A 22,793-nucleotide genomic window follows, 5' to 3' on the forward strand; every position below is an offset into this window, starting at 1 on the left:
CGTGCCTTATGTAACCACATTAGACGGTTACATATTTCAGACCGGGAACGGTGACCGCACGAGTCGGTTACAGGGTTGGCGGGCGACGCGGCGACACGGCGTTCCGGTACGCCGAGGGTCGGGCTGCCCGCGCTGTTTGCGCTGGTGGCTGTAACAAGGGTGCCGAGCACTAAGCACCCGCGTAACACGGAATTAACAGCACTTGCATAGTGTGCGCGGTATGGATCGCCAGAAGGAATTCGTCCTCCGCACGCTGGAGGAACGGGACATCCGCTTCGTCCGGCTCTGGTTCACGGATGTGCTCGGTTACCTCAAGTCGGTCGCCATCGCCCCGGCCGAACTCGAGGGCGCCTTCGAAGAAGGCATCGGCTTCGACGGATCCTCGATTGAGGGCTTCTCGCGGGTCTCGGAATCCGACACCGTGGCCAACCCGGATCCGTCGACCTTCCAGGTGCTGCCGTGGGCCACTAGTGCCGGCCACCACCACTCGGCGCGGATGTTCTGCGACATCACCATGCCGGACGGCTCGCCGTCGTGGGCCGACCCCCGGCACGTGTTGCGGCGTCAGCTGCAGAAGGCCAACGACCTCGGCTTTTCCTGCTACGTCCACCCCGAAATCGAATTCTTCCTGCTGAAGCCCGGCCCCGAAGACGGAACGCCGCCCATTCCCGTCGACAACGCCGGGTACTTCGACCAAGCGGTCCATGACTCGGCGTCGAACTTCCGCCGGCTCGCCATCGATGCCCTCGAATTCATGGGCATCTCAGTGGAGTTCAGCCACCACGAGGGCGCGCCCGGCCAGCAGGAGATCGACCTGCGCTTCGCCGACGCGCTGTCCATGGCCGACAACGTGATGACCTTCCGCTACGTCATCAAGGAAGTGGCGATCGAAAACGGCGCGCGAGCGTCCTTCATGCCCAAGCCGTTCGGCGAACACCCGGGCTCGGCCATGCACACTCACATGAGCCTGTTCGAAGGTGACGTCAACGCCTTCCACAGCCCCGACGACCCGCTGCAGCTTTCGGATGTCGGCAAGTCGTTCATCGCCGGGATCCTCGAGCATGCCTCCGAGATCAGCGCGGTCACCAATCAATGGGTCAACTCCTACAAGCGCCTGGTGCATGGCGGCGAGGCGCCCACCGCGGCCTCGTGGGGTGCGGCCAACCGGTCTGCCCTGGTGCGGGTGCCGATGTACACGCCGCACAAAACATCGTCGCGGCGGATCGAAGTCCGCAGCCCCGACTCGGCGTGCAACCCCTACCTGGCGTTCGCCGTGCTGCTGGCCGCCGGATTGCGCGGGGTGGAGAAGGGCTACGTGCTGGGGCCGCAGGCCGAGGACAACGTATGGGACCTCACCCCCGAAGAGCGCCGCACGATGGGCTACCGCGAGCTACCCACCAGCCTCGACAGTGCGCTGCACGCCATGGAGGCCTCCGAGCTTGTCGCGGAGACGTTGGGGGAGCACGTCTTTGACTTCTTCCTGCGCAACAAGCGCGCGGAATGGGCGAACTACCGCAGTCATGTCACGCCCTACGAGCTGAGCACCTACCTGTCGCTGTAACTCACCAGGGCTGCCGGTTGTTCTGAGAGATCGCCCGGTTGCGCTACCGTTTCGATCGTGACCAAACCCGCGACCGAGCGCCCCAGGCTGCCCAGCGTGGGCCGGCTCGGGTTGGTCGATCCCCCCGCCAGTGAGCGGCTGGCGGAACTGGGCTGGACAACGCAGGATGACAAGGCGCACGTCGACCTGCTGTGGGCGTTGTCGCGTGCACCCGACCCCGACGCCGCGCTGCGAGCCCTGGTTCGGCTCGCGGAGAACCCGGACACCGGATGGGATGAGCTCAACGCCGCCCTGCTCAAAGAACGCGCCCTGCGCGGGCGATTGTTCTCGGTGCTCGGTTCGTCGCTGGCCCTCGGGGACCATCTGGTCGCCAATCCGCAGTCCTGGAAGCTGCTGCAGGGCAAGGTGAAACTGCCTACTCGCGACGAGCTGCACGCCGCGTTCACGGAGTGCGTCGACGACGCATTAACCGAGCCGAATTCGGTGGTGCCCCGATTGTGCGCCTTGTACCGCGACCACCTGCTGGTGCTGGCGGGCCTCGACCTGGCCGCGACGGTCGAGGATGAGCCGGTGCTCCCGTTCACGGTGATCGGCGCCCAACTGTCGGATACTGCCGACGCGGTGCTGGCGGCCTCGCTGCGGGCGGCCGAGGCGACCGTGTGCGGTGACCGCACGCCGCCGCGGCTCGCGGTGATCGCCATGGGCAAATGCGGTGCCCGTGAATTGAACTACGTCAGCGACGTCGACATCATCTTCGTCGCCGAGCAGGCCGACGCGCTGTCCACCCGGGTGGCCACCGAGATGATGCGGATCGCTTCGACGGCATGCTTCGAGGTGGACGCCGGGCTGCGGCCGGAGGGTCGCAGCGGTGAGCTGGTCCGCACCGTCGAATCGCACGTCGCCTACTACAAGCGCTGGGCGAAAACCTGGGAGTTCCAGGCGCTGCTGAAAGCCCGGGCCGCCGTTGGTGATGCGGAACTCGGCGAGCGGTACCTGGCCGAGTTGATGCCCATGGTCTGGATCGCCTGCGAGCGTGACGACTTCGTCGGCGAGGTGCAAGCCATGCGGCGCCGCGTGGAGCAGCTGGTGCCTTCCGATGTCCGCGCCCGCGAGCTCAAGCTCGGCAGTGGCGGATTGCGGGATGTGGAGTTCGCCGTGCAGCTGCTGCAGTTGGTGCACGGCCGCAGCGACGAATCGCTGCATGTCGCGTCCACGGTCGATGCGCTGGCCGCGTTGGGCCAAGGCGGCTACGTCGGCCGCGAGGACGCCGCGAACCTGACTGCCTCCTATGAGTTTCTGCGGCTGCTCGAGCATCGGCTGCAGCTGCAGCGGCTCAAGCGCACCCATCTGCTGCCGGAGGTGGACGACGATGAGGCGGTGCGCTGGCTGGCGCGCGCGGCTCATATTCGTCCGGACGGTCGCCACGATGCGGCCGGAGTGCTGCGCGAGGAGCTCAAGCACCAGAACGTGCGGGTGTCCCAGCTGCACGCCAAGCTCTTCTATCAGCCGCTGCTGGAGTCGATCGGGCCTGCCGGTTTGGAAATCGCCAACGGCATGACGTCGGAAGCCGCGGAGCGCCAGCTCGCCGCGCTGGGCTACGAGGGGCCGCAGACCGCGCTGAATCACATGTCGGCGTTGGTCAACCAGAGCGGCCGTCGCGGCCGCGTGCAGTCGGTGCTACTGCCCAGGCTGCTGAACTGGATGTCGTACACCCCGGATCCCGACGCCGGGTTGCTGGCCTACCGGCGTCTGTCCGAGGCATTGGCCTCGGAAAGCTGGTACCTGTCGACGCTGCGCGACAAGCCCGCGGTGGCCCGGCGGCTGATGAACGTGCTGGGGACTTCCGCATATGTGCCGGACCTGTTGATGCGCGCGCCCAGGGTGATTCAGGATTACGGCGACGGGCCGGCCGGCCCGAAACTGCTCGAAACCGACCCCGCTGTGGTGGCCCGCGCGCTGATCGCCTCGGCCGCCCGCCATGCCGATCCGGTGCGGGCCATCGCCGGCGCCCGCACGCTGCGCCGCCGAGAGCTGGCCCGCATCGGTTCCGCGGACCTGCTCGGCATGCTCGAGGTACGGGACGTGTGCAAGGCGCTGACCTCGGTGTGGGTGGCTGTGCTGCAGTCCGCTCTGGACGCGCTGACCCGGGCCTACCTCCCCGAAGACGGCAAAGCCCCGGCCGCCATCGCGGTCATCGGCATGGGCAGGCTGGGTGGCGCCGAACTGGGTTACGGGTCCGATGCCGACGTGATGTTTGTCTGCGAACCGGCTAGTGGCGTCGACGATTCGGCGGCGGTCAAATGGTCGACGCCGATCGCCGAGCAGGTTCGCACCCTGCTGGGGACGCCCAGCGTCGACCCGCCACTGGAAGTCGACGCGAACCTGCGACCCGAGGGCCGCAGCGGCGCGCTGGTCCGCACCTTGGGGTCCTATACCGCCTACTACCAGCAGTGGGCGCAGCCCTGGGAGGTCCAGGCGCTGCTGCGTGCACACGCGGTCGCCGGTAACGAGGAATTGGGTCAGCGGTTCCTGCTGATGGCCGACAAGACGCGCTATCCATCCGACGGTGTGTCCGCCGAGGCGGTGCAGGAGATTCGCCGGATGAAGGCCCGCATCGAGTCCGAGCGGTTGCCTCGCGGCGCCGACCCCAACACCCACACCAAGCTGGGTCGTGGGGGACTGGCCGACGTCGAATGGACGGTGCAGCTGCTGCAACTGCAGCACGCGCACGAGATCCCGGCGCTGCACAACACCTCGACGCTGGAATCGCTCGACGTGATCGCCGAGATGGGGTTGGTCCCCGCCGACGAGGTGGACCTGTTGCGCCAGGCCTGGCTGACCGCCACGCGGGCCCGCAACGCGCTGGTGCTGGTCCGGGGCAAGCCGACCGACCAGCTGCCCGGGCCCGGACGTCAGCTCAACGCGGTCGCGGTCGCCGCAGGCTGGCACAACGACGACGGAAGTGAGTTCTTGGACAACTATCTGCGGGTGACTCGGCGTGCAAAAGCAGTGGTGCGCAAGGTGTTCGGGAGTTGAGTCAGGGAGCCGGCGCGTTCAATCCGATGTCCGAAACGATCTTCGAGGTGCTCAGCGCGGCGGAGGCCGATCGAGTGACGACTCTGTACGCCCCGCTGGCCGAGGCGGTCCGGGAACTCGTCGACGCGACCATCCGGACCGAGGCCGACGACGACGTCGTCGACAATGCGCGCGGGGCGATCGAGGCCGTCACTGCGCTTCTGCGCCAACGGACCAGGCCGCTGGGAGTGAGTTATCGCGTCGGCGAGCGCCCGCTGCCGCTGGGTAACGCCGTGGTCGGTGTGTGCAACCCGATCGCTCCGCCGGTCATCGTGCAGCACGAGGGCGGCGGCCGCTGCTGGAGCGAGTTCGTCCTCGGGACGGCCTACGAGGGCCCACCCGGCCTGGTGCACGGCGGCGTCAGCGCCCTGGTGCTCGATCACTTGCTCGGCGAGGCGGCCAGCGAAGGGCTGTCCAAGGCGCGTTTCACCGGAACCATCACCGTGAAATATCTGCGCGGCACGCCGCTGGGCCCGCTTCGTTGCGATGCTTGGATCGACCGCGCCGAAGGCGTCAAAGTCTTTTCCCAAGGGACTATTTCAGATTCGAAAGGGGTGACCGTGGAGGCAGAAGGCGTCTTCATCGAGCCGGCATGGGCCCGGGAAGGCCAATGAAGTTCTATATCAGCAGCGCCTTCCTGAACACCCGCGAGATCATCGAGATCGCCAAGGCCGCCGACGAGCTGGACTACGACGGCATCGGCATCCCCGACCATGTGGTCAACCTGGAGACCCTCGAGACGCCGTACCCGTACACCAAAGACGGGCAACGACGCTGGCAGCCATTCACCGACTGGCCCGACCCCTGGGTGCTGGCCGGCGCGCTGGCCCAGGTCACCACCCGGCTGAGGTTCGTCAACACGGTCTACATTCCCGCGATGCGCAATCCCTACTCGGCGGCCAAAGCCATTGGTACGGCAGCAGTTTTGGCATCCGGACGGATCGAGCTCGGTATCGGTGTCGGCTGGTGCCGCGAGGAATTCGCGTTGATGGGCGAACAGTTCGACGCCCGCGGCAAGCGCACCGACGAGATGATCGACTTGATGCGGGCGTTGTGGACACCGGGCTGGACGGAGTTCGAGGGCCAGTTCTACAAGACGCCGCGGCTGGAGATGCAACCGACTCCGCCGCCGATACCGGTCTACGTCGGCGGGCTCAGCGACGCCGCCCTGCGCCGTGCTGCTCGCAACGACGGCTGGATCGGCGACCTGATCAGCACCGACCGCGCCATCGAATCGGTGGGCAAGCTGCGCGAAATGCGCCTCGAAAAGGGTTTGTCCATGCAGGATTTCACCATCCTGACACCGCTCACCGACGCCTTCACCCCCGCCGACTATCAGCGCGCCGCCGATGGCGGTATCAACGGCATCATCACCATGCCGTGGATGTTCTACACCGGACCCGACGCCACGCTGGCCGACAAGATCGACGGCATGCAGCGCTTCCGCAAGGATCTCGGGCTCGACGGCTAGACGCTGCGTAGCGGCCCGCCCTTCAGAGGGGGATCACCGTCGGCTCGTCAATACCGAGTAGCAGTCGGCCGTAGACCTCGGCGCTGATCGAGGGATTGCTGACGGCGTGGCTGGCGGCCATTTCGCTGTCCCGCCATATCCGTTGCAGCGGATTGGATTCGGCATACGCAGAGCTGCCCGCGACCGACATCAGTTCGCGGATCGCATCGCGTGCCTCGACGATCGCGCGCGCCAGCTTCATCCGCATTCGTGCGCGGTCGAGCAACGAAGGGCGGACAAGCGTGCGGCTCGCGTGGTCCATCTCCGCGGCGGCGCTGAGCACCAGCGTTTCTGCCGTTTCGATGGACGACGCCGCTCGGGCAACGGCGAGCTGCACCGTCGGCGCTTCCGTCTGCCGCGTGTACGTGGTGGCGCTGACCCCGCGCCGGGCGGCGTTGTCGATCACCAGCTCCAGTGCGGCTCGGGCCAACCCGAGCTGTGGTCCGGCGAGATCGCTCAAAGATCCCAGCGCCAGCGGGACGTGGAACGGAGCCTCGTTCGCAAATGGGGTATCGAGTTGCCCGCTGTGAACTGCGTCGAGGGAGATCGTCCGGTGGAACGGCACGGAGACTCCAGCGCTGACCACGGTGTTGGACCCGGTACCGCGCATACCCGTTACCTGCCAGGTGTCTTCGATTTCGACTTGGTCGCGCGGCACCAGCGCCACCACCGGCGACGGCTGTCCGTCGAGGCCGGAGAACCGGGCACCAAGGAGCACCCAGTCGGCGTGGTCGACGCCCGAGCAGTACGGCCACCGACCGCTGATGCGGTACCCGTCGTCGACGATTTTCGCAGTGCCAGACGGCGGAACCGCGACCGCGACGGTCGTGTCAGGACCGTCCGACCACACTTCCCGCTGGGCTTGTTCGTTCATCATCCCTACGAACCAGGAGCCCCCAGTGAGCAGGGCGACGACCCAGCTTGTGGACCCGCAGCCGCGAGCGAGCTCGCTGACAACCCTGATCTTCGTTTCGAATCCGGCCTCGTGCCCACCCCATCGGCGCGGCGCCGTCAGGCGAAACAGGCCGGCGTCCCGAACCGCGGCCAGATTCTCCGCCGCGACTCGTCGCTCGCGGTCGGTTCGCGTGGCATTTTCGCGCAGCAGCCCAACCAGATCGCTGGCGCGGGCCACCAGCTCCGCACCCGCGTCGGTTGTCGGCTCGATCGTTTCGTCGAGCATCGTCATGGGGACCCCTTCTTCGACTTGTGCCGCATGCAATCCAGATTGACCCACGTCGGCGGCGTTATGTGATGCCCTGAGTGCCGACGCCCGCTCAATTCGTGCCAATCACCGGCTTGCGCCGATCCGCCCAGGGGAATTGACTCAGCCGCACCCGTTGTTAAAGGGTTCATGCAGGTCAGGCCCGCAACGTTCGCGAGCTATCGCGAGGTGATCAGCCGTACGCTCGTTCCGCTGGCTGCCACACCGTTGGGTGACGCCCCGTTCTGGGCGGAGCTCGATGGGGCAGGTTGCGGCGAACTGCAGGTCACGAGCGTTCGGTCGAGCCCGCAGCGGGTCCGCAGGACTTCGGCGCTGATCGACGATGCCACCGCCGGCTACGCGATGGCGACGATCCACGTCGCCGGTGAGTGCATCGTGGAGCAAGACGGTCGATCGGGGCGGCTCACGCCCGGCGCGATCGTGTTCTGCGACAGCACCCGTCCGTTCGACTTCTCCTTCGACGGCCCGTTCGAGCAGGTGATCGTTCAGGTGCCGAGGGACGCGGTACCGGAACGAGCCCTGAAGCGGGCCAGTGGCCTGCCGCTTCCAGGAGAGGACACACGTGCCGCGGCGGTCGGCGCGTTCTTTCGCGCCCTGCCTGGTGAAGACTGTTCCGCCTTCGCGACACACGCGCTGGGCTTGATCAGCTCAATGGTGTCGATCGCCGCGGGTGCGGGTGCCGCGCCCGCCGAACTTGATCGGGAGCGGGTGATCCACCACCTACGCCTGGCCTTTCGCGATTCCTCCCTGGACGCGGATGCGGTCGCACATGGTTGCCACCTGTCGAGGCGCACGCTGTTCCGTCTGTTTTCCGATACTCCTCGTTCGCTGGCCGATGAACTGCGGGAAATCCGGGTGGCCGAAGCGCAACGCCTGCTTCGTGCTCATCCGGATCGCTCGGTCGCCGACATCGCCGCGGCATCCGGATTCCGCGGGGAGACGCAGCTACGCCGAGCGTTCCGCGCCGTGGCCGGTACCACACCCGGGCGCTACCGATGCGAGATGAACTGAGTCAAATCCTTTGCGCGGGGCCGTATTCTCCGCTGCGCTTCCGCAAGGATCTCGGGCTCAACGGCTAGACGACCGGTTGCGGCACGGCCATACTCGACGCATGCCCTTCACGGTTGTGTTCAGTAATGGCGAGCCGCGCGACTATGGCGCCTTCGACAAGTACGAGGTGACAGATGCGGGCGTGCTGGTCATCGACATGCATCGCGAAGATGTGAGCCGGCATTACATCGCTCCCGGGAGTTGGCTGGAGCTTGTCGACATGGCCGAGGGACAGCAGCCCGGCGCATCGCGAGGGATCCTGGGCGTCAGATCTTCTCGCTAGAGCGGTTGATACCTCGACATCGAGCACAGGGGGAGAACGTGAGACATCGCAGCTACGTCCCGGCGGCCATGGCGATGACCATGGGTTTGGTCGCGGCAGCCTGCAGTAGTTCGCCGAATTCGACTACCGCGTCGGGCACCAGTACGACGAGTACCAAGACCGTCACGACGACGGTGTCACAGGCCACGACGACGTCGAGCGCCAGTACGGATCTGCGGTCGCTGATACCGACACCGTCGAACACTGCGCGGACTGACGGCCCCGACTCCATTGCGGACAACGGCATCCATCTGCACTTCCTGGTCAACGGGTCGCCGAACGACGTCATGGCCGGCTACAAGACCTCTCTAGAAGGTGTGAGCTGGGTGGTGACCGTCGAGAGTTCGGGTGGCAGCGGCGGAGGCGGCGGCGCGACCTACACGGGGACCAACGGCAACACCTACGGTGTGTTCTCCGGAGGCGGCTACGGCGGTTCGACCGATATCGATGCGTGCGCGTGGCCGGCTAAGCCCGCCAACCCCAACTGCGGTCACCACCAATAGGAACGGTTCCCGGCCGCAGGGCGCTCAACTAGCAAGCTTCTCAACGTCTTTCACGCCGTGCTTCGGCTGGGTCGGCGACGTGGCCTTGCCTCGTCGCCGATCTTGCCTGTGTGATCTCGCCCATATTCGTGGCTAGTTTGTCGGTATAGCCATACCATATTTCTATACCTAACGAACCTGGCGGCGATCGGAAGGAACCGGCAATGGAATCGTGGCGTGACAAACTTTCGGAACTTCGAGGCGTCGTGCAAGGACCCGTCTTCACGGCCAACGACCAGGGCTACGACGGCGAGGTGGCGGTATTCAACATGGCGGTGCGCCACCGACCCGCAGTCGTGGTCGGCGCCGCCAACGCCGCCGACGTATCCGAGGCGGTGACGTTCGCGGCACGTCACGGCCTGAACATCGGCGTCCTCAACACCGGCCACGGACCGACTGCAGCGGCCGATGCGGACACCCTGATGATCACGACGGGGCGGATGTCCGGTGTCACCATCGACGCTGAAAACCGTTCGGCGCGTGTGGAAGCCGGGGTATGTTTCGGTCAGCTTGTCGAGGACGCCGCAAAGTACGGACTGGCTCCGCTGGCGGGCTCCGCGCCCGGCGTTGGCGTGGTGGGCTACACCCTTAGCGGCGGGGCGAGTTCGACGATGGGGCGCAAGTACGGCTGGGCCTCCGATCATGTCAGCGCCATCGACGTGGTGACTGCGGATGGTCAATTACGGTGTATATCAACGGAATCGGAATACGATCTATTCAGCGCCCTGCTGGGAGGGAAGAGCAACTTCGGTGTCGTCGTGGCGATGAAGTTCGCGCTCTTCCCGGTAACGTGGTTGTACGCCGGCGCACTCTTTTACTCCGGCGAGCACACCAGGGAGGTACTGCAGGCCTACCGAGAACTCACCGCGTCGGTACCCGACGAGTTGACGAGTTCATTTGCACTGCTGAATCTGCCACCACTGCCCGGACTGCCGCCATTCATGCAGGGGCAGTTGACCGTATCGGTGCGAGTCTCCTATGTCGGTGACGCTCACGTCGGCGCTACTCTGATCGAACCGCTGCGCCAGGCGGCTCCGGTGCTGGCGGACGGCGTGGCCAGCATCCCGTACACCCAGTTCGCCGCCATCAGCAACGATCCGACCGATCCCGCGCCGGCGGTCGAACATTTCGGGCTGCTTCGAGAGCTGACCGAGGACACCGTGAAGGCGATCGTCGACGCGGTCGGGCCCGGCTCCGGCAGTCCGATCAACATCGTCGATATCCGGCATCTCCAAGGGGCTTTCGGCAAGCCGGCACCTTTCCCCAACGCGGTGGGTGCGCGCGACGCCGCCTATGCCATGTTCGGCTTGACCGTCGTGCCGCCCGGACAGGAGGTGGCGGACTACCGCGACTCTGGGCGCGAACTCCTTGCGGCGCTGCGCCCTTGGCTCCACGACAAGGGAAACCCATGCTTTGTTGGGCCGGCCGACATGTCCGAGGATCGCACCAGGCAGCTTTACGATGCCGAGGTCTACGACAGACTACAAACGGTCAAGGAAATGTATGACCCGCACAACAGGTTTCGGCTCAACCACAACATTCCGCCGCGCTTCAGCGCGTAAAGTGTGCGCGTTGATGGGTCGTGTCGAATGGTTGCTTAACCGCGGTATATCCGTACCATATGCAAATGGCTGTTGAACGTCGAACGCGCCGGGCGGGCGGAGCCCGCCGGACCGCGGTTGTCGAAGCGGCCGCCGGGGTGCTGGCCGAGCGGGGTTATGAAAATTCCCGCTTTGCCGATGTCGCGGCGGCAAGTGGGGCGGCCATCAGCACATTGCAAAATTATTTCGGGTCGCGGGAAGACATGCTGATCGAGGCGCTGCGGCACGCGACCGAGATGGAGGTCGGCGCGCTCGAGGCCGTGGCCGACGCCGAGAACGACCCATGGAATCGCCTGGTAGCGATGATCGACCGCAACCTGAACACACCCGTGCGCAACCATCAGTTGCTGATCGAGTTCTGGCGTTCCGGCATTCGTGACGCGGAGTTGCGTGACTACGGCGAAGAAGGCTGGTCGCGCTACCGGGCGCCGTTCGTGCGAACCGTGATTGCGGGCCGCGACGCCGGCGTGTTCACACCGGTGGTCGCTCCCGAGGAGGTCGTCGATCTGCTGTTCGCCACACTCGTCGGCGCCATGATTCCCCGGGTCCTGCGTTTTCCCGACTGGTCGGCGGACGGGTTCCGGACGGCCCTGCTCCGGCAGGTCGCCGAGATGCTGGGCCGGCCCGGATACCAGTAGGCCACCCGGTCAGCGATGATCGCGAACCGGGTGGCCTCTAGTGGTTTTCGACGACTCTAGACGTCGTAGTACAGCGCGAACTCGTACGGGTGCGGCCGGATCTGGACCGGCAGAATCTCGTTTTCGCGCTTGAAGCTGATCCACGTCTCGATCAGGTCAGGCGTGAAAACGCCTCCCTCAGTGAGGTATTCGTGGTCTTCTTCCAGCCGGTCGATCACCGCGGACAGCTGGACCGGTGCCTGCGGGATGTTGGCGGCCTCTTCGGGCGGCAGCTCGTAGAGGTCCTTGTCGACCGGAGCCTGCGGCTCCATCTTGTTCTTGATGCCGTCCAGGCCGGCCATCAGCATGGCCGCGAAGGCCAGATACGGGTTGCCCGACGAGTCGGGGCAGCGGAACTCCAGCCGCTTGGCCTTCGGGTTGCTGCCGGTGATCGGGATGCGCACACACGCCGACCGGTTGCGCTGGCTGTAGACCAGGTTGATCGGCGCCTCGTAACCCGGAACCAGTCGCTTGTAAGAGTTCGTCGTCGGGTTGGTGAAGGCCAGCAGCGACGGTGCGTGGTGCAACAGGCCGCCGATGTAGTGGCGCGCGGTGTCCGAAAGGCCGGCGTAGCCGGTCTCGTCGTACATCAGCGGGGTGCCGTCTTTCCACAGCGACTGGTGGGTGTGCATGCCGGAGCCGTTGTCGCCGAACAGCGGCTTGGGCATGAACGTGACGGTCTTGCCGTTCTGCCATGCGGTTTGCTTGACGATGTACTTGTACAGCTGCATGTCGTCGGCCGCGTGCAGCAAGGTGTTGAACTTGTAGTTGATCTCGGCCTGGCCGCCGGTGCCTACCTCGTGGTGGCCCTTCTCCAGGCTGAAACCGGACGTGATCAGGTTCTGCAGCATCTTGTCGCGCAGGTCGACGTAGTGGTCGACGGGGGCGACGGGGAAGTACCCGCCCTTGGGGCGGACCTTGTAACCGCGGTTGGGGGTGCCGTCGTTCTCGGTCGGCTCACCGGTGTTCCACCATCCGGAGATCGCGTCCACTTCGTAGAACGAGCCGTTGGTGCGGGAATCGAAGGTCACCGAGTCGAAGATGTAGAACTCGGCCTCGGCGCCGAAGTACGCCGTGTCGGCGACGCCGGTGCTGATCAAGTAGTTCTCCGCCTTGCGGGCGACGTTGCGGGGGTCGCGCGAGTACGCCTCGAGGGTGAAGGGATCGTGCACGAAGAAGTTGAGGTTCAGCGTCTTGGCTTCACGGAAAAGGTCGATCTGCGCGGTCGCCGGGTCGGGCAGGAGCAACATGTCCGACTCGTGGATCGACTGGAAGCCGCGAATCGACGAGCCGTCGAAGGCCAAACCGTCGTCGAAAACGCTCTGGTCGAAGAACGAGATCGGAATCGTGAAGTGCTGCATGATGCCGGGCAGGTCACAGAACCGCACGTCGACAAATTCGACGTTCTCATCCTTGGCGAGCTTGAAGACGTCGTCGGGCGTCTTTTCCGTCACTGAAAGCTCCTTTGCTTGATAATCCGCGGCCTGACGCTATGGAGATGATGTTGCCCGCCCATCAACCCCATGTTGCGCGGAGGTTACGTGACCACGCGTCCCACAACTCAGAGCGGAGCACCGGCGGGTTCTATTGTGAGGCCCATGGATCGCAAGATCGTATCTGGTCGGCCGCGCGGGCGCTGCAGCCTGTACCGGCCTCCGGTCGAGACGACCTGATGCCCGAGTCGCGCCCGGCATACCCCGGCGAGACGCTCGGCCTGCCAAAGAGTGGGCCGGGGTCGCTGGCGTCGATGGGACGCCGCATGGCGGCACTGCTGGTCGACTGGCTGATTGCCTACGGCCTGGCAGCACTGGCCATGGCGTTTGGCCTCTTCTCCGAACGGATGTTGTCGACGGCGGTGCTGGTGATCTGGTTTCTGCTCGGCCTGGTGGCGGTGCGGCTGTTCGGCTTCACACCCGGTCAGCTGGCGCTCGGTCTCGGCGTGGTGGCCCTGGACGGACGGCTGGGCGTCGGTCGGGTGGCCGCGCGCGGGCTGCTGGTCGCCTTTGTGGTCCCGGCGTTGTTCACCGACTGGGACGGGCGCGGCGTGCAAGACCGGCTGACCAACACGGCAGTGGTGCGGCGCTGAATCCGATGGCGGCGACCCGCTGCGCTCGGCTTTGCCGCGCTTGCGATCGCCGCTAAGCCCGACGATCGCTGAGCTACTTGCGGCGCACGGTGCGCTGCATGCCGCGCATCTTGCCGGCGTTGGGTAGTGGTCCCTTCGGCAGGACTGCGGCACCGGCCCGTGTTCCCAGCGCGGCCAACCGCGACTCCAGGGCGTCCATTTGCTTGACGCTGATGTTGGCCGGAAGCCGGGTCAGATGACGCTCCAGCTTGCCCAGCGACACCTCGCCGTCGCCGTTGCCGACGATGACGTCGTAGATCGGCACGTCGCCGACCAGCCGGGCGGTGCGTTTCTTCTCTTGGGCCAGTAGCGGTTTGACCCGAGCCGTCGACCCCTCGCCGACGAAGATGACGCCCGGCCGGCCGATCACCCGATGCACCGCGTCGAAGTGTCCGGTGGCGGCCACACCCGGAGTGACCCGCCACTTGCCGCGCAGGTTGTCCAGTACCCAGGCCGCCGCGCCGGTCTGCCCTTCGGCTTGGCGGTAGACCGATTTCTGGGCCCGGCGGCCGAAGATGATGAAGGCCACCAGCGCGCCCAGCACCACGCCAAGCGGGATCAGCGTGATCATGGTGAGCCCACCGACCAGCACGCCCACCGTCACGGAGGCGCTCACGATCAGGACGAAGGCGCCGATCATGTAAGGGAGCAGGCGCTTGTCCTGTTTGCGCTGCAGGTTGAACGCCTGCCACAGCTGGCCGCGGCGCTCCTTGGACGCGGCCTTCCGGGCGGCCTGCGCTGCTGCCCGGGCGGCCTTGTTCTCGGCAGTACTGCGGGGTTTAGCCATAATCACTAAGAATACGTGCGGGCGGGTGGCCGACGGGCCCGAGTTACCCCAGAGCGTCCGAGGTGCGGCTGCGTACGGTCTGCTCATACAACCGGCCCGCCCGGTACGACGAGCGCACCAGCGGCCCGGCCAGCACGCCCGCGAAGCCCAACCCCTCGGCGTGCTTCGCGAACTCGTCGAACTCCTCCGGCCTTACCCAGCGCTCCACCGGGTGGTGCCGCACCGACGGTCGCAGGTACTGGGTGATGGTGACGATGTCGCAACCGGCGTCGTGCAGGTCGGCCAGGGCAGTGCGCACCTCGTCGGGGGTTTCGCCGAGGCCGAGAATCAGGTTGCTCTTGGTGACCAGCCCGGCGTCGCGCGCCGACGTCAGCACGCCCAGGCTGCGCCGGTAGGTGAACGCGGGCCGAACCCGCTTGAAGATGCGGGGCACCGTTTCGACGTTGTGCGCCAACACTTCCGGGCGCGACTCGAAGACTTCGGCAAGGCGGGCGGGCTCGCCGTTGAAGTCGGGGACCAACAGTTCGACGCCGGTCGACGGGTTGAGTTCTTTGATGGCGCGCACGGTCTCGGCGTACAGCCATGCTCCGCCGTCGGGCAGGTCATCGCGGGCGACGCCGGTGACGGTGGCATAACGCAACCCCATCGTCTGCACGCTTTGGGCGACGCGGCGTGGCTCGTCGAGGTCCAGTTCGGCTGGCTTGCCGGTGTCGATCTGGCAGAAGTCGCAACGACGGGTGCACTGATCACCGCCGATCAAAAAGGTGGCTTCCCGGTCTTCCCAGCATTCGAAGATATTGGGGCAGCCGGCCTCTTCGCAGACGGTGTGCAGCCCCTCCCGCCGGACCAGGCTCTTGAGCTCGGTGTACTCCGGTCCCATCCGGGCCCGCGTCTTGATCCACGGTGGCTTGCGCTCAATTGGGGTCTGCGCGTTGCGCACTTCCAAGCGCAGCAATTTGCGGCCTTCGGGCGCAACTGTCACGGTGTCGATGCTACGCGGGCGCCGGTGGGCCGCCAGCTAAGGGCGAGATGGCCGTCCAGGGCATCACAGACGGCGACTGCGACCGCCGCGCGGACATCGTCGACGGTCACCCTGCGCCCCAATTCGGCGGATAGAGAGGTCACCCCGGCGTCGCTGATGCCGCACGGCACGATGGCCGCGAACGCGTCCAGATCGCAGTCGCAATTGAGCGAAAACCCGTGCAGGGCGATCGCGCGCGAGACCCGGACGCCGATCGCGGCGACCTTGCGGTCGGGCCGGCCGGCGCCGCCGGGCACCCACACCCCGGACCGCCCTTCGATTCGCGCTGTCTCCAGGCCCACGTCGGCGCACACCTTGATCAGCGATTCCTCTAGGCGCCGAACGTAATTGACCACATCGAGCGGTTCGGCCAACCCGATGACCGGGTAGCCGACCAATTGCCCCGGACCGTGCCAGGTGATCTTGCCGCCGCGGTCGGTGTCTATGACATCTGCGACGCGGGCGTCGCTGACCGGCCGTTCGTGCGGCTCGGTGCGCCGTCCGGCGGTGTAGACCGCGGGATGCTCCAGCAGCAGGAGCGTGTCGCTGCCGCCGGCGACCCGGGCGTCGGCCAGGTCACGCTGCAGCTGCCAGGCGGTGCGATAGTCGACGGTCCCCAGTTGGCGGACGTCGATCGCGGTGGCGTGCGACCGGATAGAGCTCATCATCGCGAGGTTACTCGGGTGATCGTGCGGCCCGCTTCGCGCATCGACGATTGACCGTCGTCGTCACTGTAATCACTTGTGTCACTTATGTTTCAGTGGTTTCTGGGCGGCATTTTTTGTCGGTGGGTCGGGTTAGTTTCGCAGTATGAGTTCAGGTGTCGTTGCGGATCCCGAAGCCTTCACGGCGGCTTTTGATGTGGTGGATGCGGCGCTCGATACCGTCGTCGGGCTCGATTCCGAAATGTTGCACAGCCGCGAGTGCTTGGCGTTGCTAGAGCGCTGCGAGAAGGTGCGACGACGCCTACCCGCCGCCGAACATGGACTGATCAACAAGCTTGCGCAGGAGGCCACCGCGGAGGAAATCGGCGGCAAGCTCTCCCACGCGGTGGCCGAATGGACGCTGGTCACCCGTGCCGAAGCCTCCCGGCGGGTCCGCGACGCCGCTGATTTGGGCCAGCGGCATGGGCTCACCGGTGAACCAATTCCGCCGGTATTGGCGGCCACCGCGGCCGCGCAGCGCGCCGGGCGCCTCGGGGCCGGTCATGTGGCGGTCATCCGCCGCTTCTACCACCAACTACCTGGCTGGATCGATCAGGCCACCCGCGACCAGGCCGAAGCCGATCTGGCCAGGTTGGCTTCGCAGTACCGGCCTGACCAACTCGCCGGACTGGCCGATCGCCTCGCCGACTGCCTCAATCCCGACGGCAGCTACACCGATGACGACCGCGCCCACCGCCGCGGAGTCACGCTGCGCGAGCAAGGGGCCGATGGCATGTCGGCGCTGAGTGGCTGGCTGACCCCCGAGCTCCGCGCGAGCCTGGAGGCGGTGTTGGCCAAACTCGCCGCCCCCGGCATGTGCAACCCCAGCGACCGCACTCCCTGCACCGACGGCGCACCTACCCAACAGGCGATCGACGGTGACCCCCGCAGCCCCGCCCAGCGCAACCATGACGGCCTCAACGCCGCCCTGCGCAGCGTGTTGGCGTCCGGAAGCCTCGGTCAACACAATGGGCTGCCGGCCTCGATCATCGTCACCACCACCCTGGCCGAATTGGAAGCGGCCGCCGGCCACGGAATCACCGGCGGCGGCACCCGGCTACCGATGTCCGACGTGATCCGTCTGGCCCGCCACGCCCACCACTACCTGGCGGTCTTCGACAAAGCCAAACCCGTCGCGCTGTATCACTCCAAACGCCTCGCGTCGGCCGGCCAACGAATCGTGCTCTACGCCAAGGATATTGGTTGTTCAGCACCTGGATGCGACGTCGGCGGTTATTACTGCGAAGTCCACCACGTCACCGACTTCGCACAATGCCATACCACCGACATCGACAACCTCACCCTGACCTGCGGGCCTCACCACCGACTGCTCCGACCCCGCGGCTGGAGCACCCGAAAACGCGCTAACGGTGACACCGAGTGGATTCCGCCCCCGCACTTAGACCGCGGTCAACCACGCACCAACACCTTCCACCACCCCGAGAAGCTGCTGCACGACCTCGACGATCCAGACGTCGCGTAATCAGTCGTGGTCGCGCCGGGCGGTGGCGTAGCCGAGCGCTTCGCCAATGGTGTTGTGGTGGAACTGGAAACCGGCGCGCTCCAACGCGGACGGGATCGCGCGCTGACCGGTCAGCAGCCCCTCTTCGGCAAATTCTCCGAGCGCGGTCCGCACCGCGAAGGCCGGCAGCATCAGCGGGGTCGGACGATTGACCGCGCTGCCGAATGCGGTGGTGAACTCGGCGTTGGTGACGGGCGCGGGTCCGGTCATATTCACCGGGCCCGACAGCGACGGATGCGAGATGACGAACAGCAAGGCCCGCACTTCGTCTTCCAGGCTGATCCACGACATGTACTGACGGCCACCGCCCAGCCGGGCGCCCAGGCCCACCGAGAACAGCGGGCGCATCCGGCGCAACGCACCGCCCCCCGCGGCCAGCACCAGCCCGGTGCGGGCCAGCACGACGCGGGCACCGCCGTATTGGGCCGGCAGTGTGGCGGCCTCCCAGTCCTCGCAGAGCTGGGCCAGGAAACCCGTTCCCGCCCGGTCATTTTCGTCGACCACGCGGTCCCTGGTGTTTCCGTAGTAACCCACGGCGCTGGCGTTGATCAAGGTTTCGACGCCGGCTTCGGCGACCGCGGTGGCCAGCACCTCCGTGGGGGTGATGCGGCTATCCCGCAGGCTCTGCTTGAAGGCACCCGACCACCGGCGCTGGCCGACGTTGACGCCGCACAGGTTGACGACCGCGTCGACTTCGGCGAGCGCGTCGGGGTCGAACTCGCCGCTCTCGGGATTCCAGTGCAGCTCATCGGAATTCGCCGGTGTCCGCCGCACGATGCGCAGCACCCGATGGTCGGCGGCGCGTAGGGCCGCAGCCAAGGCGGAGCCGATCAGACCGGACGAACCCGCAATCGCGACGACGGGCGTGGTCACTTTGCTATAGCCCTAAATCGGCCTCGAACGCTCCCTCTTCGAGCCGGTGCTTGATCGTGGTGAGGAATCGTCCGGCATCGGCCCCGTCGATCAGCCGATGGTCGTAGGTCAGAGGCAGGTAGCAAATCGAGCGCACCCCAATCGATTCGTTACCGCTATCGTCGACTACCACCCGCGGTCGTTTGACAATCGCGCCGGTGCCGAGCATGGCGGCCTGCGGCGGAACCAGGATCGGGGTGTCGAACAACGCGCCCTGGCTGCCGATGTTGGTAATGGTGAAAGTGCCGCCGGACAACTCGTCCGGCTTCAGGTTGCCCGACCGGGCGCGGTCGGCGATGTCGGCGACCGCGCGGGCCAGCCCGGCCAGCGACAGGTCCCCGGCATTGTGGACGACGGGGGAGAGCAGGCCCTGGTCGGTGTCGACGGCGAACCCGAGGTGCTCGGCGTCGTAATAGGTGATCTCCTTGGAGTCCTCGTCGTAGCTGGCATTGACGTTGGGGTGAATCTTCAGCGCGTCGATCACCGCCTTGGCGATGAACGGCAAGTAGGTCAGATTCACCCCCTCGCGCTCGGCGAACGCCGTCTTGGACCTGGCCCGCAGCCCGACGATCTTGGTCATGTCGACCTCATGGGTCTGGGTGAGCTGAGCCGTGGCCTGCAGGGACTCGCGAGTCTTCTTGGCGGTGATCTGGCGGATCCGGCTGGCCTTTTGCGTGGTGCCGCGCAAGTGCGCCAGCGCGGGTGCCGGAGTGGGCGCCGCCGCGGGAACCTGGGCTGCCGGTGCAGCGGGAGTAGCCGCGGCCGGAGCAGGCGCCTTCGCGGCCTCTTGCTTCTGCTGTGCGGCGGCCAGCACGTCCTGCTTGCGGATGCGGCCACCGACCCCGGTGCCCTTCACCGCGGTGAGGTCGATGTTGTTTTCGGTGGCCAGTTTCCGGACCAGCGGGGTCACGTAGGGTGCGCCTTCTGAATCCGAGCCCTGGGCCTGCGCCGCCGGCTGGGACGGTTCGGCCTTCGGAGCCGGTGTCGGCTCGGGCTTGGGCTGCGGCTTGGGCTCCGGTGCGGGAGCGGGTTTGGCGGCAGCCTGGGGTGGGGCCTCGGCCTTCGGCTGGGGAGCCGGTTCGGGCTTGGGCTCCGGCTTGGGGGCGGGCGGCGGCTGCGGAGCAGACGCAGCGCCGGCGCTGGAGCCGACCCGGGCCAACTCACCGCCGACCGGCACGGTGGCATCCTCATCGGCGGTGATGCTGAGCAGGACTCCGGCTACCGGTGACGGAATCTCGGTATCCACCTTGTCGGTGGACACCTCGACCAGCGCATCGTCGATCTGGACCGAATCGCCGACCTTCTTGAGCCAGCGAGTCACGGTGCCTTCGGTGACGGACTCGCCGAGCTCAGGCATCAGCACCGGCGTCGAACTGCCCTCGCCCTGTGGGGCGGCCTGTGCTGCGGGTTCGGGCTGGCGCTCGGGCTCCGGCTGGGCCGCGGGAGCGGGCTCGGGCTCCGGTTCCGGCGGGGATTCGGCGGCAGGTTGGCTGGGCGCCTGTGCGGGCGCTTCGGCGGCGCCGCCTTCGGACGAGTCCCCGATCACGGCCAACTCACCGCCGACCTCGACGGTGTCGTCCTCCTGGGCGACGATCTTGGTCAACACACCCGCGGCGGGCGACGGTATTTCGGTGTCGACCTTGTCGGTCGACACTTCGACGAGCGGTTCGTCGAGTTCGACCGTGTCGCCTTCCTGCTTGAGCCAGCGGGTGACCGTCCCCTCGGTGACGCTCTCACCGAGTGCCGGCATCTGGACAGAGAAGGCCATCTCTTCTGACTCCTCGATTGCTCGTGGGTCGGGGCAGGTCGACATCTGACTTACCACACCGTGGTGTACTGCGAGTTGACGTCAAAACTATCCTGTCATTGCCTCTGCGTCGGCACGCATCCAGGGCTGACCCGCTTGCTACGGTGTGGCCGACTGGTAGTCACAGCTAAATCGCGGGGAGGCGGAGATCCGATGCCGGCAACACAGGCACCCCAACAGTTCGTCGATAGCGCGGACGACGTCCGCATCGCGGTCTACGAAGAAGGCAACCCGGACGGTCCCACGGTCGTGCTGGTACACGGCTTTCCGGATTCGCACGTGTTGTGGGACGGGGTCGTTCCGCTGCTGGCCGAGCGGTTCCGGATCATCCGCTACGACAACCGCGGTGTCGGCCTGTCGGCGGCCCCCAAACCGGTCTCGGCGTACACGATGGCTCGCTTTGCCGACGACTTCGCCGCGGTGACAGGTGAGCTGAGCCCCGGCGAGCCCGTGCACGTGCTGGCCCACGACTGGGGTTCGGTGGGTATCTGGGAGTACCTGAAACGGCCGGGTGCCAGCGACCGGGTCACGTCGTTCACGTCGGTGTCCGGCCCGAGCCAGGAGCAACTGGTCGACTACATCTTCGCCGGTCTGCGCCAACCGTGGCGCCCGCGACGGTTTGCCCGCTCGATCAGCCAGGCGTTGCGACTCACCTACATGATTCTGTTCTCGATCCCGGTGCTGGCACCGCTGTTGCTTCGGGCGGCTTTGTCCGTGCCCGCGCTGCGGCGCAATGCCGTCGATAACATTCCCGATGAGCAGATCCATCACTCCGCCAACTTCGCCAGAGATGCGGCTCGCTCGGTAAAAACCTATCCCGCCAACTACTTTCGTTCGTTCTCCGGTCGCGGCCAGGCGATCAGCGTCGTCGACGTGCCGGTGCAGCTGATCGTCAACACCCGCGACAAGTACGTCCGGCCGTATGGCTACGACGCGACCGCGCGGTGGGTGCCGCGGCTGTGGCGGCGCGACATCAAGGCCGGGCACTTTTCTCCGATGTCACACCCGCAGGTGATGGCCGCGGCGGTGCACGACTTCGCCGACCTGGCCGACGGCAAAGCGCCCAGCCGTGCGCTGCTGCGCGCGCAGATAGGCCGCCCGCGCGGGTCTTTCGGCGACACCCTGGTGTCGGTCACCGGCGCCGGCAGCGGAATCGGGCGGGAAACCGCATACGCATTCGCCCGGGAGGGCGCCGAACTCGTCGTCAGCGACATCGACGAAGCCGCCGTCAAGGAGACCGCGGCCGAGATCACCGCACGTGGTGGGATCGCGCACTCCTACGTCCTGGACGTGTCCGACACCGATGCGGTCGAGGCCTTCGCCGAGCGGGTCAGCGCCGAACACGGCGTGCCCGACATCGTGGTCAACAACGCGGGCATCGGGCAGGCCGGTCAGTTCCTGGACACCCCCGCCGAACAGTTCGACCGGGTGATCGACGTCAATCTCGGCGGCGTGGTGAACGGCAGCCGGGCGTTCGGGCGGCGCCTGGTCGAGCGCGGCACCGGCGGGCACATCGTCAATGTGTCGTCGATGGCCGCCTACGCCCCGCTGCAATCGCTGAACGCTTACTGCACCTCCAAGGCGGCGAGCTTCATGTTCTCCGACTGCCTGCGCGCCGAACTCGACGCCGCCGACGTGGGGCTCACCACGATCTGTCCCGGTGTGATCGACACGAACATCATCAACACCACCCGGTTCGATGCGCCCGGCGGCAAGCAGGATGAGCAGGTCGACGGCCGGCGGGGGCAGCTGGGCAAGCTGTTCGCGCTGCGTCGTTACGGGCCGGACAAGGTCGCCGACGCGATCTTGTCGTCGGTCCAGAAGAACAAGCCCATCCGGCCGGTAGCGCCGGAAGCCTATGCGCTCTATGGCGTTTCGCGGCTGCTGCCACAGGCGCTACGCAGCACCGCGCGATTCCGGGTGATCTAGACCGGCTCAGCCCGCTGGCACGCCTTCACGCCGCACCAACAGTGCACCGGCGATCCCAATGAGTGCGAGGACGGTCACCGGGATGGTCCACGTACGCCGGCTTCCCAGCGATGATTCGCACAGCGCCACATAGTCGGTGTGCGGCACGAATTGGTTGACGATCGGAATGTTGGCCACGCTCTTGTCGTTGGCGTTGCGCGCCGGGGTGAGATCCGCGACGACCGCATTGCCGCAGCCAATGGAACTGCCATTGCCGTCCGATACCGACATCGGCACCAAAAGCCCGATCACACCGGCTACTAGAAGCACGGCGGCCACACCGAGGATCAACCGTCGAACCGTCATGATTCGCCTCCCGTCGAGTACCGATCGGTAGGCAGGTTAGCCGCGGCGTGGGTGGTCTAAACCCACGCAGTCTCAGCCATG

General features: G+C 66.4%; 20 protein-coding genes. 12 read left to right on the plus strand and 8 right to left on the minus strand.

All coding sequences use genetic code 11. The features are described from left to right. Positions 1-220 precede the first annotated feature (220 nt). Genes ACTXG5_RS16740 through ACTXG5_RS16755 form a run of 4 tightly spaced genes read left to right on the plus strand, consistent with a single transcriptional unit; the run spans position 221 to position 6,107 of the window. A complete protein-coding gene (locus ACTXG5_RS16740; RefSeq protein ID WP_445159869.1) occupies positions 221-1,561 on the plus strand; it encodes a glutamine synthetase family protein in 1,341 nt (446 codons plus the stop codon). 54 nt (positions 1,562-1,615) lie between these two features. Beyond that, positions 1,616-4,597 carry a bifunctional [glutamine synthetase] adenylyltransferase/[glutamine synthetase]-adenylyl-L-tyrosine phosphorylase gene (locus tag ACTXG5_RS16745; RefSeq protein WP_445164457.1) on the plus strand — a complete coding sequence of 994 codons (2,982 nt, stop codon included), beginning with the start codon at positions 1,616-1,618 and terminating at the stop codon, positions 4,595-4,597. Further along, positions 4,594-5,250: a PaaI family thioesterase gene (locus tag ACTXG5_RS16750; protein WP_445159870.1), complete on the plus strand. Its 657-nt coding sequence runs from the start codon at positions 4,594-4,596 to the stop codon at positions 5,248-5,250. The genes ACTXG5_RS16745 and ACTXG5_RS16750 overlap by 4 nt, the downstream gene beginning before the upstream one ends. Further along, positions 5,247-6,107 (plus strand): TIGR03619 family F420-dependent LLM class oxidoreductase, encoded by an 861-nt coding sequence (locus ACTXG5_RS16755; RefSeq protein WP_445159871.1) that lies wholly within the window; start codon positions 5,247-5,249, stop codon positions 6,105-6,107. Before ACTXG5_RS16750 ends, ACTXG5_RS16755 begins: the two co-directional genes overlap by 4 nt. 22 nt (positions 6,108-6,129) lie before the next feature. Here ACTXG5_RS16755 and ACTXG5_RS16760 read toward each other — a convergent pair whose 3' ends face one another. After that, positions 6,130-7,332 carry an acyl-CoA dehydrogenase family protein gene (locus tag ACTXG5_RS16760; RefSeq protein ID WP_445159872.1) on the minus strand — a complete coding sequence of 401 codons (1,203 nt, stop codon included), beginning with the start codon at positions 7,330-7,332 and terminating at the stop codon, positions 6,130-6,132. A 165-nt stretch (positions 7,333-7,497) separates the two neighbouring features. Between ACTXG5_RS16760 and ACTXG5_RS16765 the strand changes: the two genes are divergently transcribed. The 5 genes from ACTXG5_RS16765 to ACTXG5_RS16785 all read left to right on the plus strand — a co-directional run bounded on the left by ACTXG5_RS16765 (position 7,498) and on the right by ACTXG5_RS16785 (position 11,521). Continuing rightward, complete coding sequence (locus tag ACTXG5_RS16765; RefSeq protein WP_445159873.1) at positions 7,498-8,379, plus strand: AraC family transcriptional regulator; 882 nt, start codon at positions 7,498-7,500, stop codon at positions 8,377-8,379. 100 nt (positions 8,380-8,479) lie between these two features. Then, the gene (locus ACTXG5_RS16770) at positions 8,480-8,701 is read left to right on the plus strand and encodes a hypothetical protein (protein ID WP_445159874.1); all 222 of its coding nucleotides are present in this window, start codon (positions 8,480-8,482) and stop codon (positions 8,699-8,701) included. Positions 8,702-8,739: 38 nt separating this feature from the next. After that, a complete protein-coding gene (locus ACTXG5_RS16775; RefSeq protein WP_445159875.1) occupies positions 8,740-9,243 on the plus strand; it encodes a hypothetical protein in 504 nt (167 codons plus the stop codon). A gap of 203 nt (positions 9,244-9,446) precedes the next feature. Beyond that, positions 9,447-10,844, plus strand: a complete 1,398-nt coding sequence (locus ACTXG5_RS16780) for an FAD-binding protein (protein WP_445159876.1) — start codon at positions 9,447-9,449, stop codon at positions 10,842-10,844. 65 nt (positions 10,845-10,909) lie between these two features. Next, complete coding sequence (locus ACTXG5_RS16785) at positions 10,910-11,521, plus strand: TetR family transcriptional regulator (RefSeq protein WP_445159877.1); 612 nt, start codon at positions 10,910-10,912, stop codon at positions 11,519-11,521. 56 nt (positions 11,522-11,577) lie between these two features. Here the strand turns inward: ACTXG5_RS16785 and glnA are convergent, their stop codons facing one another. Next, on the minus strand, positions 11,578-13,014 hold the full coding sequence (gene glnA, locus ACTXG5_RS16790) for a type I glutamate--ammonia ligase (RefSeq protein ID WP_445159878.1): 1,437 nt from the start codon (positions 13,012-13,014) through the stop codon (positions 11,578-11,580). Between the two features lie 218 nt (positions 13,015-13,232). Here glnA and ACTXG5_RS16795 point away from each other — a divergent pair, with 218 nt between their 5' ends. Further along, on the plus strand, positions 13,233-13,646 hold the full coding sequence (locus ACTXG5_RS16795) for an RDD family protein (protein WP_445159879.1): 414 nt from the start codon (positions 13,233-13,235) through the stop codon (positions 13,644-13,646). Positions 13,647-13,719: 73 nt separating this feature from the next. On the opposite strand, the gene ACTXG5_RS16800 is transcribed toward ACTXG5_RS16795, so the two are convergent. Genes ACTXG5_RS16800 through lipB form a run of 3 tightly spaced genes read right to left on the minus strand, consistent with a single transcriptional unit; the run spans position 13,720 to position 16,161 of the window. Beyond that, positions 13,720-14,472, minus strand: coding sequence for a DUF4191 domain-containing protein (locus ACTXG5_RS16800; RefSeq protein WP_445159880.1), 753 nt, complete (start codon positions 14,470-14,472; stop codon positions 13,720-13,722). A 43-nt stretch (positions 14,473-14,515) separates the two neighbouring features. Beyond that, entirely contained in the window at positions 14,516-15,454 is a 939-nt protein-coding gene (lipA, locus tag ACTXG5_RS16805) for a lipoyl synthase (protein WP_445159881.1), read from the minus strand. Next, positions 15,451-16,161, minus strand: coding sequence for a lipoyl(octanoyl) transferase LipB (gene lipB / locus ACTXG5_RS16810; protein ID WP_445159882.1), 711 nt, complete (start codon positions 16,159-16,161; stop codon positions 15,451-15,453). The genes lipA and lipB overlap by 4 nt, the downstream gene beginning before the upstream one ends. A gap of 142 nt (positions 16,162-16,303) precedes the next feature. On the opposite strand from lipB, the gene ACTXG5_RS16815 reads away from it, so the two are divergent. Continuing rightward, the gene (locus ACTXG5_RS16815) at positions 16,304-17,680 is read left to right on the plus strand and encodes an HNH endonuclease signature motif containing protein (protein ID WP_445159883.1); all 1,377 of its coding nucleotides are present in this window, start codon (positions 16,304-16,306) and stop codon (positions 17,678-17,680) included. Here ACTXG5_RS16815 and ACTXG5_RS16820 read toward each other — a convergent pair whose 3' ends face one another. Next, complete coding sequence (locus tag ACTXG5_RS16820) at positions 17,681-18,592, minus strand: TIGR01777 family oxidoreductase (protein WP_445159884.1); 912 nt, start codon at positions 18,590-18,592, stop codon at positions 17,681-17,683. Between the two features lie 4 nt (positions 18,593-18,596). Further along, complete coding sequence (gene sucB / locus ACTXG5_RS16825; protein WP_445159885.1) at positions 18,597-20,399, minus strand: 2-oxoglutarate dehydrogenase, E2 component, dihydrolipoamide succinyltransferase; 1,803 nt, start codon at positions 20,397-20,399, stop codon at positions 18,597-18,599. A gap of 192 nt (positions 20,400-20,591) precedes the next feature. On the opposite strand from sucB, the gene ACTXG5_RS16830 reads away from it, so the two are divergent. After that, complete coding sequence (locus ACTXG5_RS16830; RefSeq protein WP_445159886.1) at positions 20,592-22,367, plus strand: SDR family oxidoreductase; 1,776 nt, start codon at positions 20,592-20,594, stop codon at positions 22,365-22,367. Between the two features lie 6 nt (positions 22,368-22,373). Here the strand turns inward: ACTXG5_RS16830 and ACTXG5_RS16835 are convergent, their stop codons facing one another. After that, on the minus strand, positions 22,374-22,712 hold the full coding sequence (locus ACTXG5_RS16835) for an aminopeptidase (protein ID WP_445159887.1): 339 nt from the start codon (positions 22,710-22,712) through the stop codon (positions 22,374-22,376). Between the last annotated feature and the right edge of the window lie 81 nt (positions 22,713-22,793).

The organism is Mycobacterium sp. Dal123C01 (assembly GCF_052566995.1).

What these genes read in the sequence shown, in the direction of transcription:
- ACTXG5_RS16740 (WP_445159869.1), top strand. Translation starts at nt 221, where the DNA reads ATGGATCGCCAGAAGGAATTCGTCCTCCGCACGCTGGAGGAACGGGAC.
- ACTXG5_RS16755 (WP_445159871.1), top strand. Translation starts at nt 5,247, where the DNA reads ATGAAGTTCTATATCAGCAGCGCCTTCCTGAACACCCGCGAGATCATC.
- ACTXG5_RS16760 (WP_445159872.1), bottom strand. Translation starts at nt 7,332, where the DNA reads ATGACGATGCTCGACGAAACGATCGAGCCGACAACCGACGCGGGTGCG.
- ACTXG5_RS16765 (WP_445159873.1), top strand. Translation starts at nt 7,498, where the DNA reads ATGCAGGTCAGGCCCGCAACGTTCGCGAGCTATCGCGAGGTGATCAGC.
- ACTXG5_RS16770 (WP_445159874.1), top strand. Translation starts at nt 8,480, where the DNA reads ATGCCCTTCACGGTTGTGTTCAGTAATGGCGAGCCGCGCGACTATGGC.
- ACTXG5_RS16780 (WP_445159876.1), top strand. Translation starts at nt 9,447, where the DNA reads ATGGAATCGTGGCGTGACAAACTTTCGGAACTTCGAGGCGTCGTGCAA.
- ACTXG5_RS16785 (WP_445159877.1), top strand. Translation starts at nt 10,910, where the DNA reads ATGGCTGTTGAACGTCGAACGCGCCGGGCGGGCGGAGCCCGCCGGACC.
- ACTXG5_RS16795 (WP_445159879.1), top strand. Translation starts at nt 13,233, where the DNA reads ATGCCCGAGTCGCGCCCGGCATACCCCGGCGAGACGCTCGGCCTGCCA.
- ACTXG5_RS16800 (WP_445159880.1), bottom strand. Translation starts at nt 14,472, where the DNA reads ATGGCTAAACCCCGCAGTACTGCCGAGAACAAGGCCGCCCGGGCAGCA.
- lipB (WP_445159882.1), bottom strand. Translation starts at nt 16,161, where the DNA reads ATGATGAGCTCTATCCGGTCGCACGCCACCGCGATCGACGTCCGCCAA.
- ACTXG5_RS16815 (WP_445159883.1), top strand. Translation starts at nt 16,304, where the DNA reads ATGAGTTCAGGTGTCGTTGCGGATCCCGAAGCCTTCACGGCGGCTTTT.
- sucB (WP_445159885.1), bottom strand. Translation starts at nt 20,399, where the DNA reads ATGGCCTTCTCTGTCCAGATGCCGGCACTCGGTGAGAGCGTCACCGAG.
- ACTXG5_RS16830 (WP_445159886.1), top strand. Translation starts at nt 20,592, where the DNA reads ATGCCGGCAACACAGGCACCCCAACAGTTCGTCGATAGCGCGGACGAC.
- ACTXG5_RS16835 (WP_445159887.1), bottom strand. Translation starts at nt 22,712, where the DNA reads ATGACGGTTCGACGGTTGATCCTCGGTGTGGCCGCCGTGCTTCTAGTA.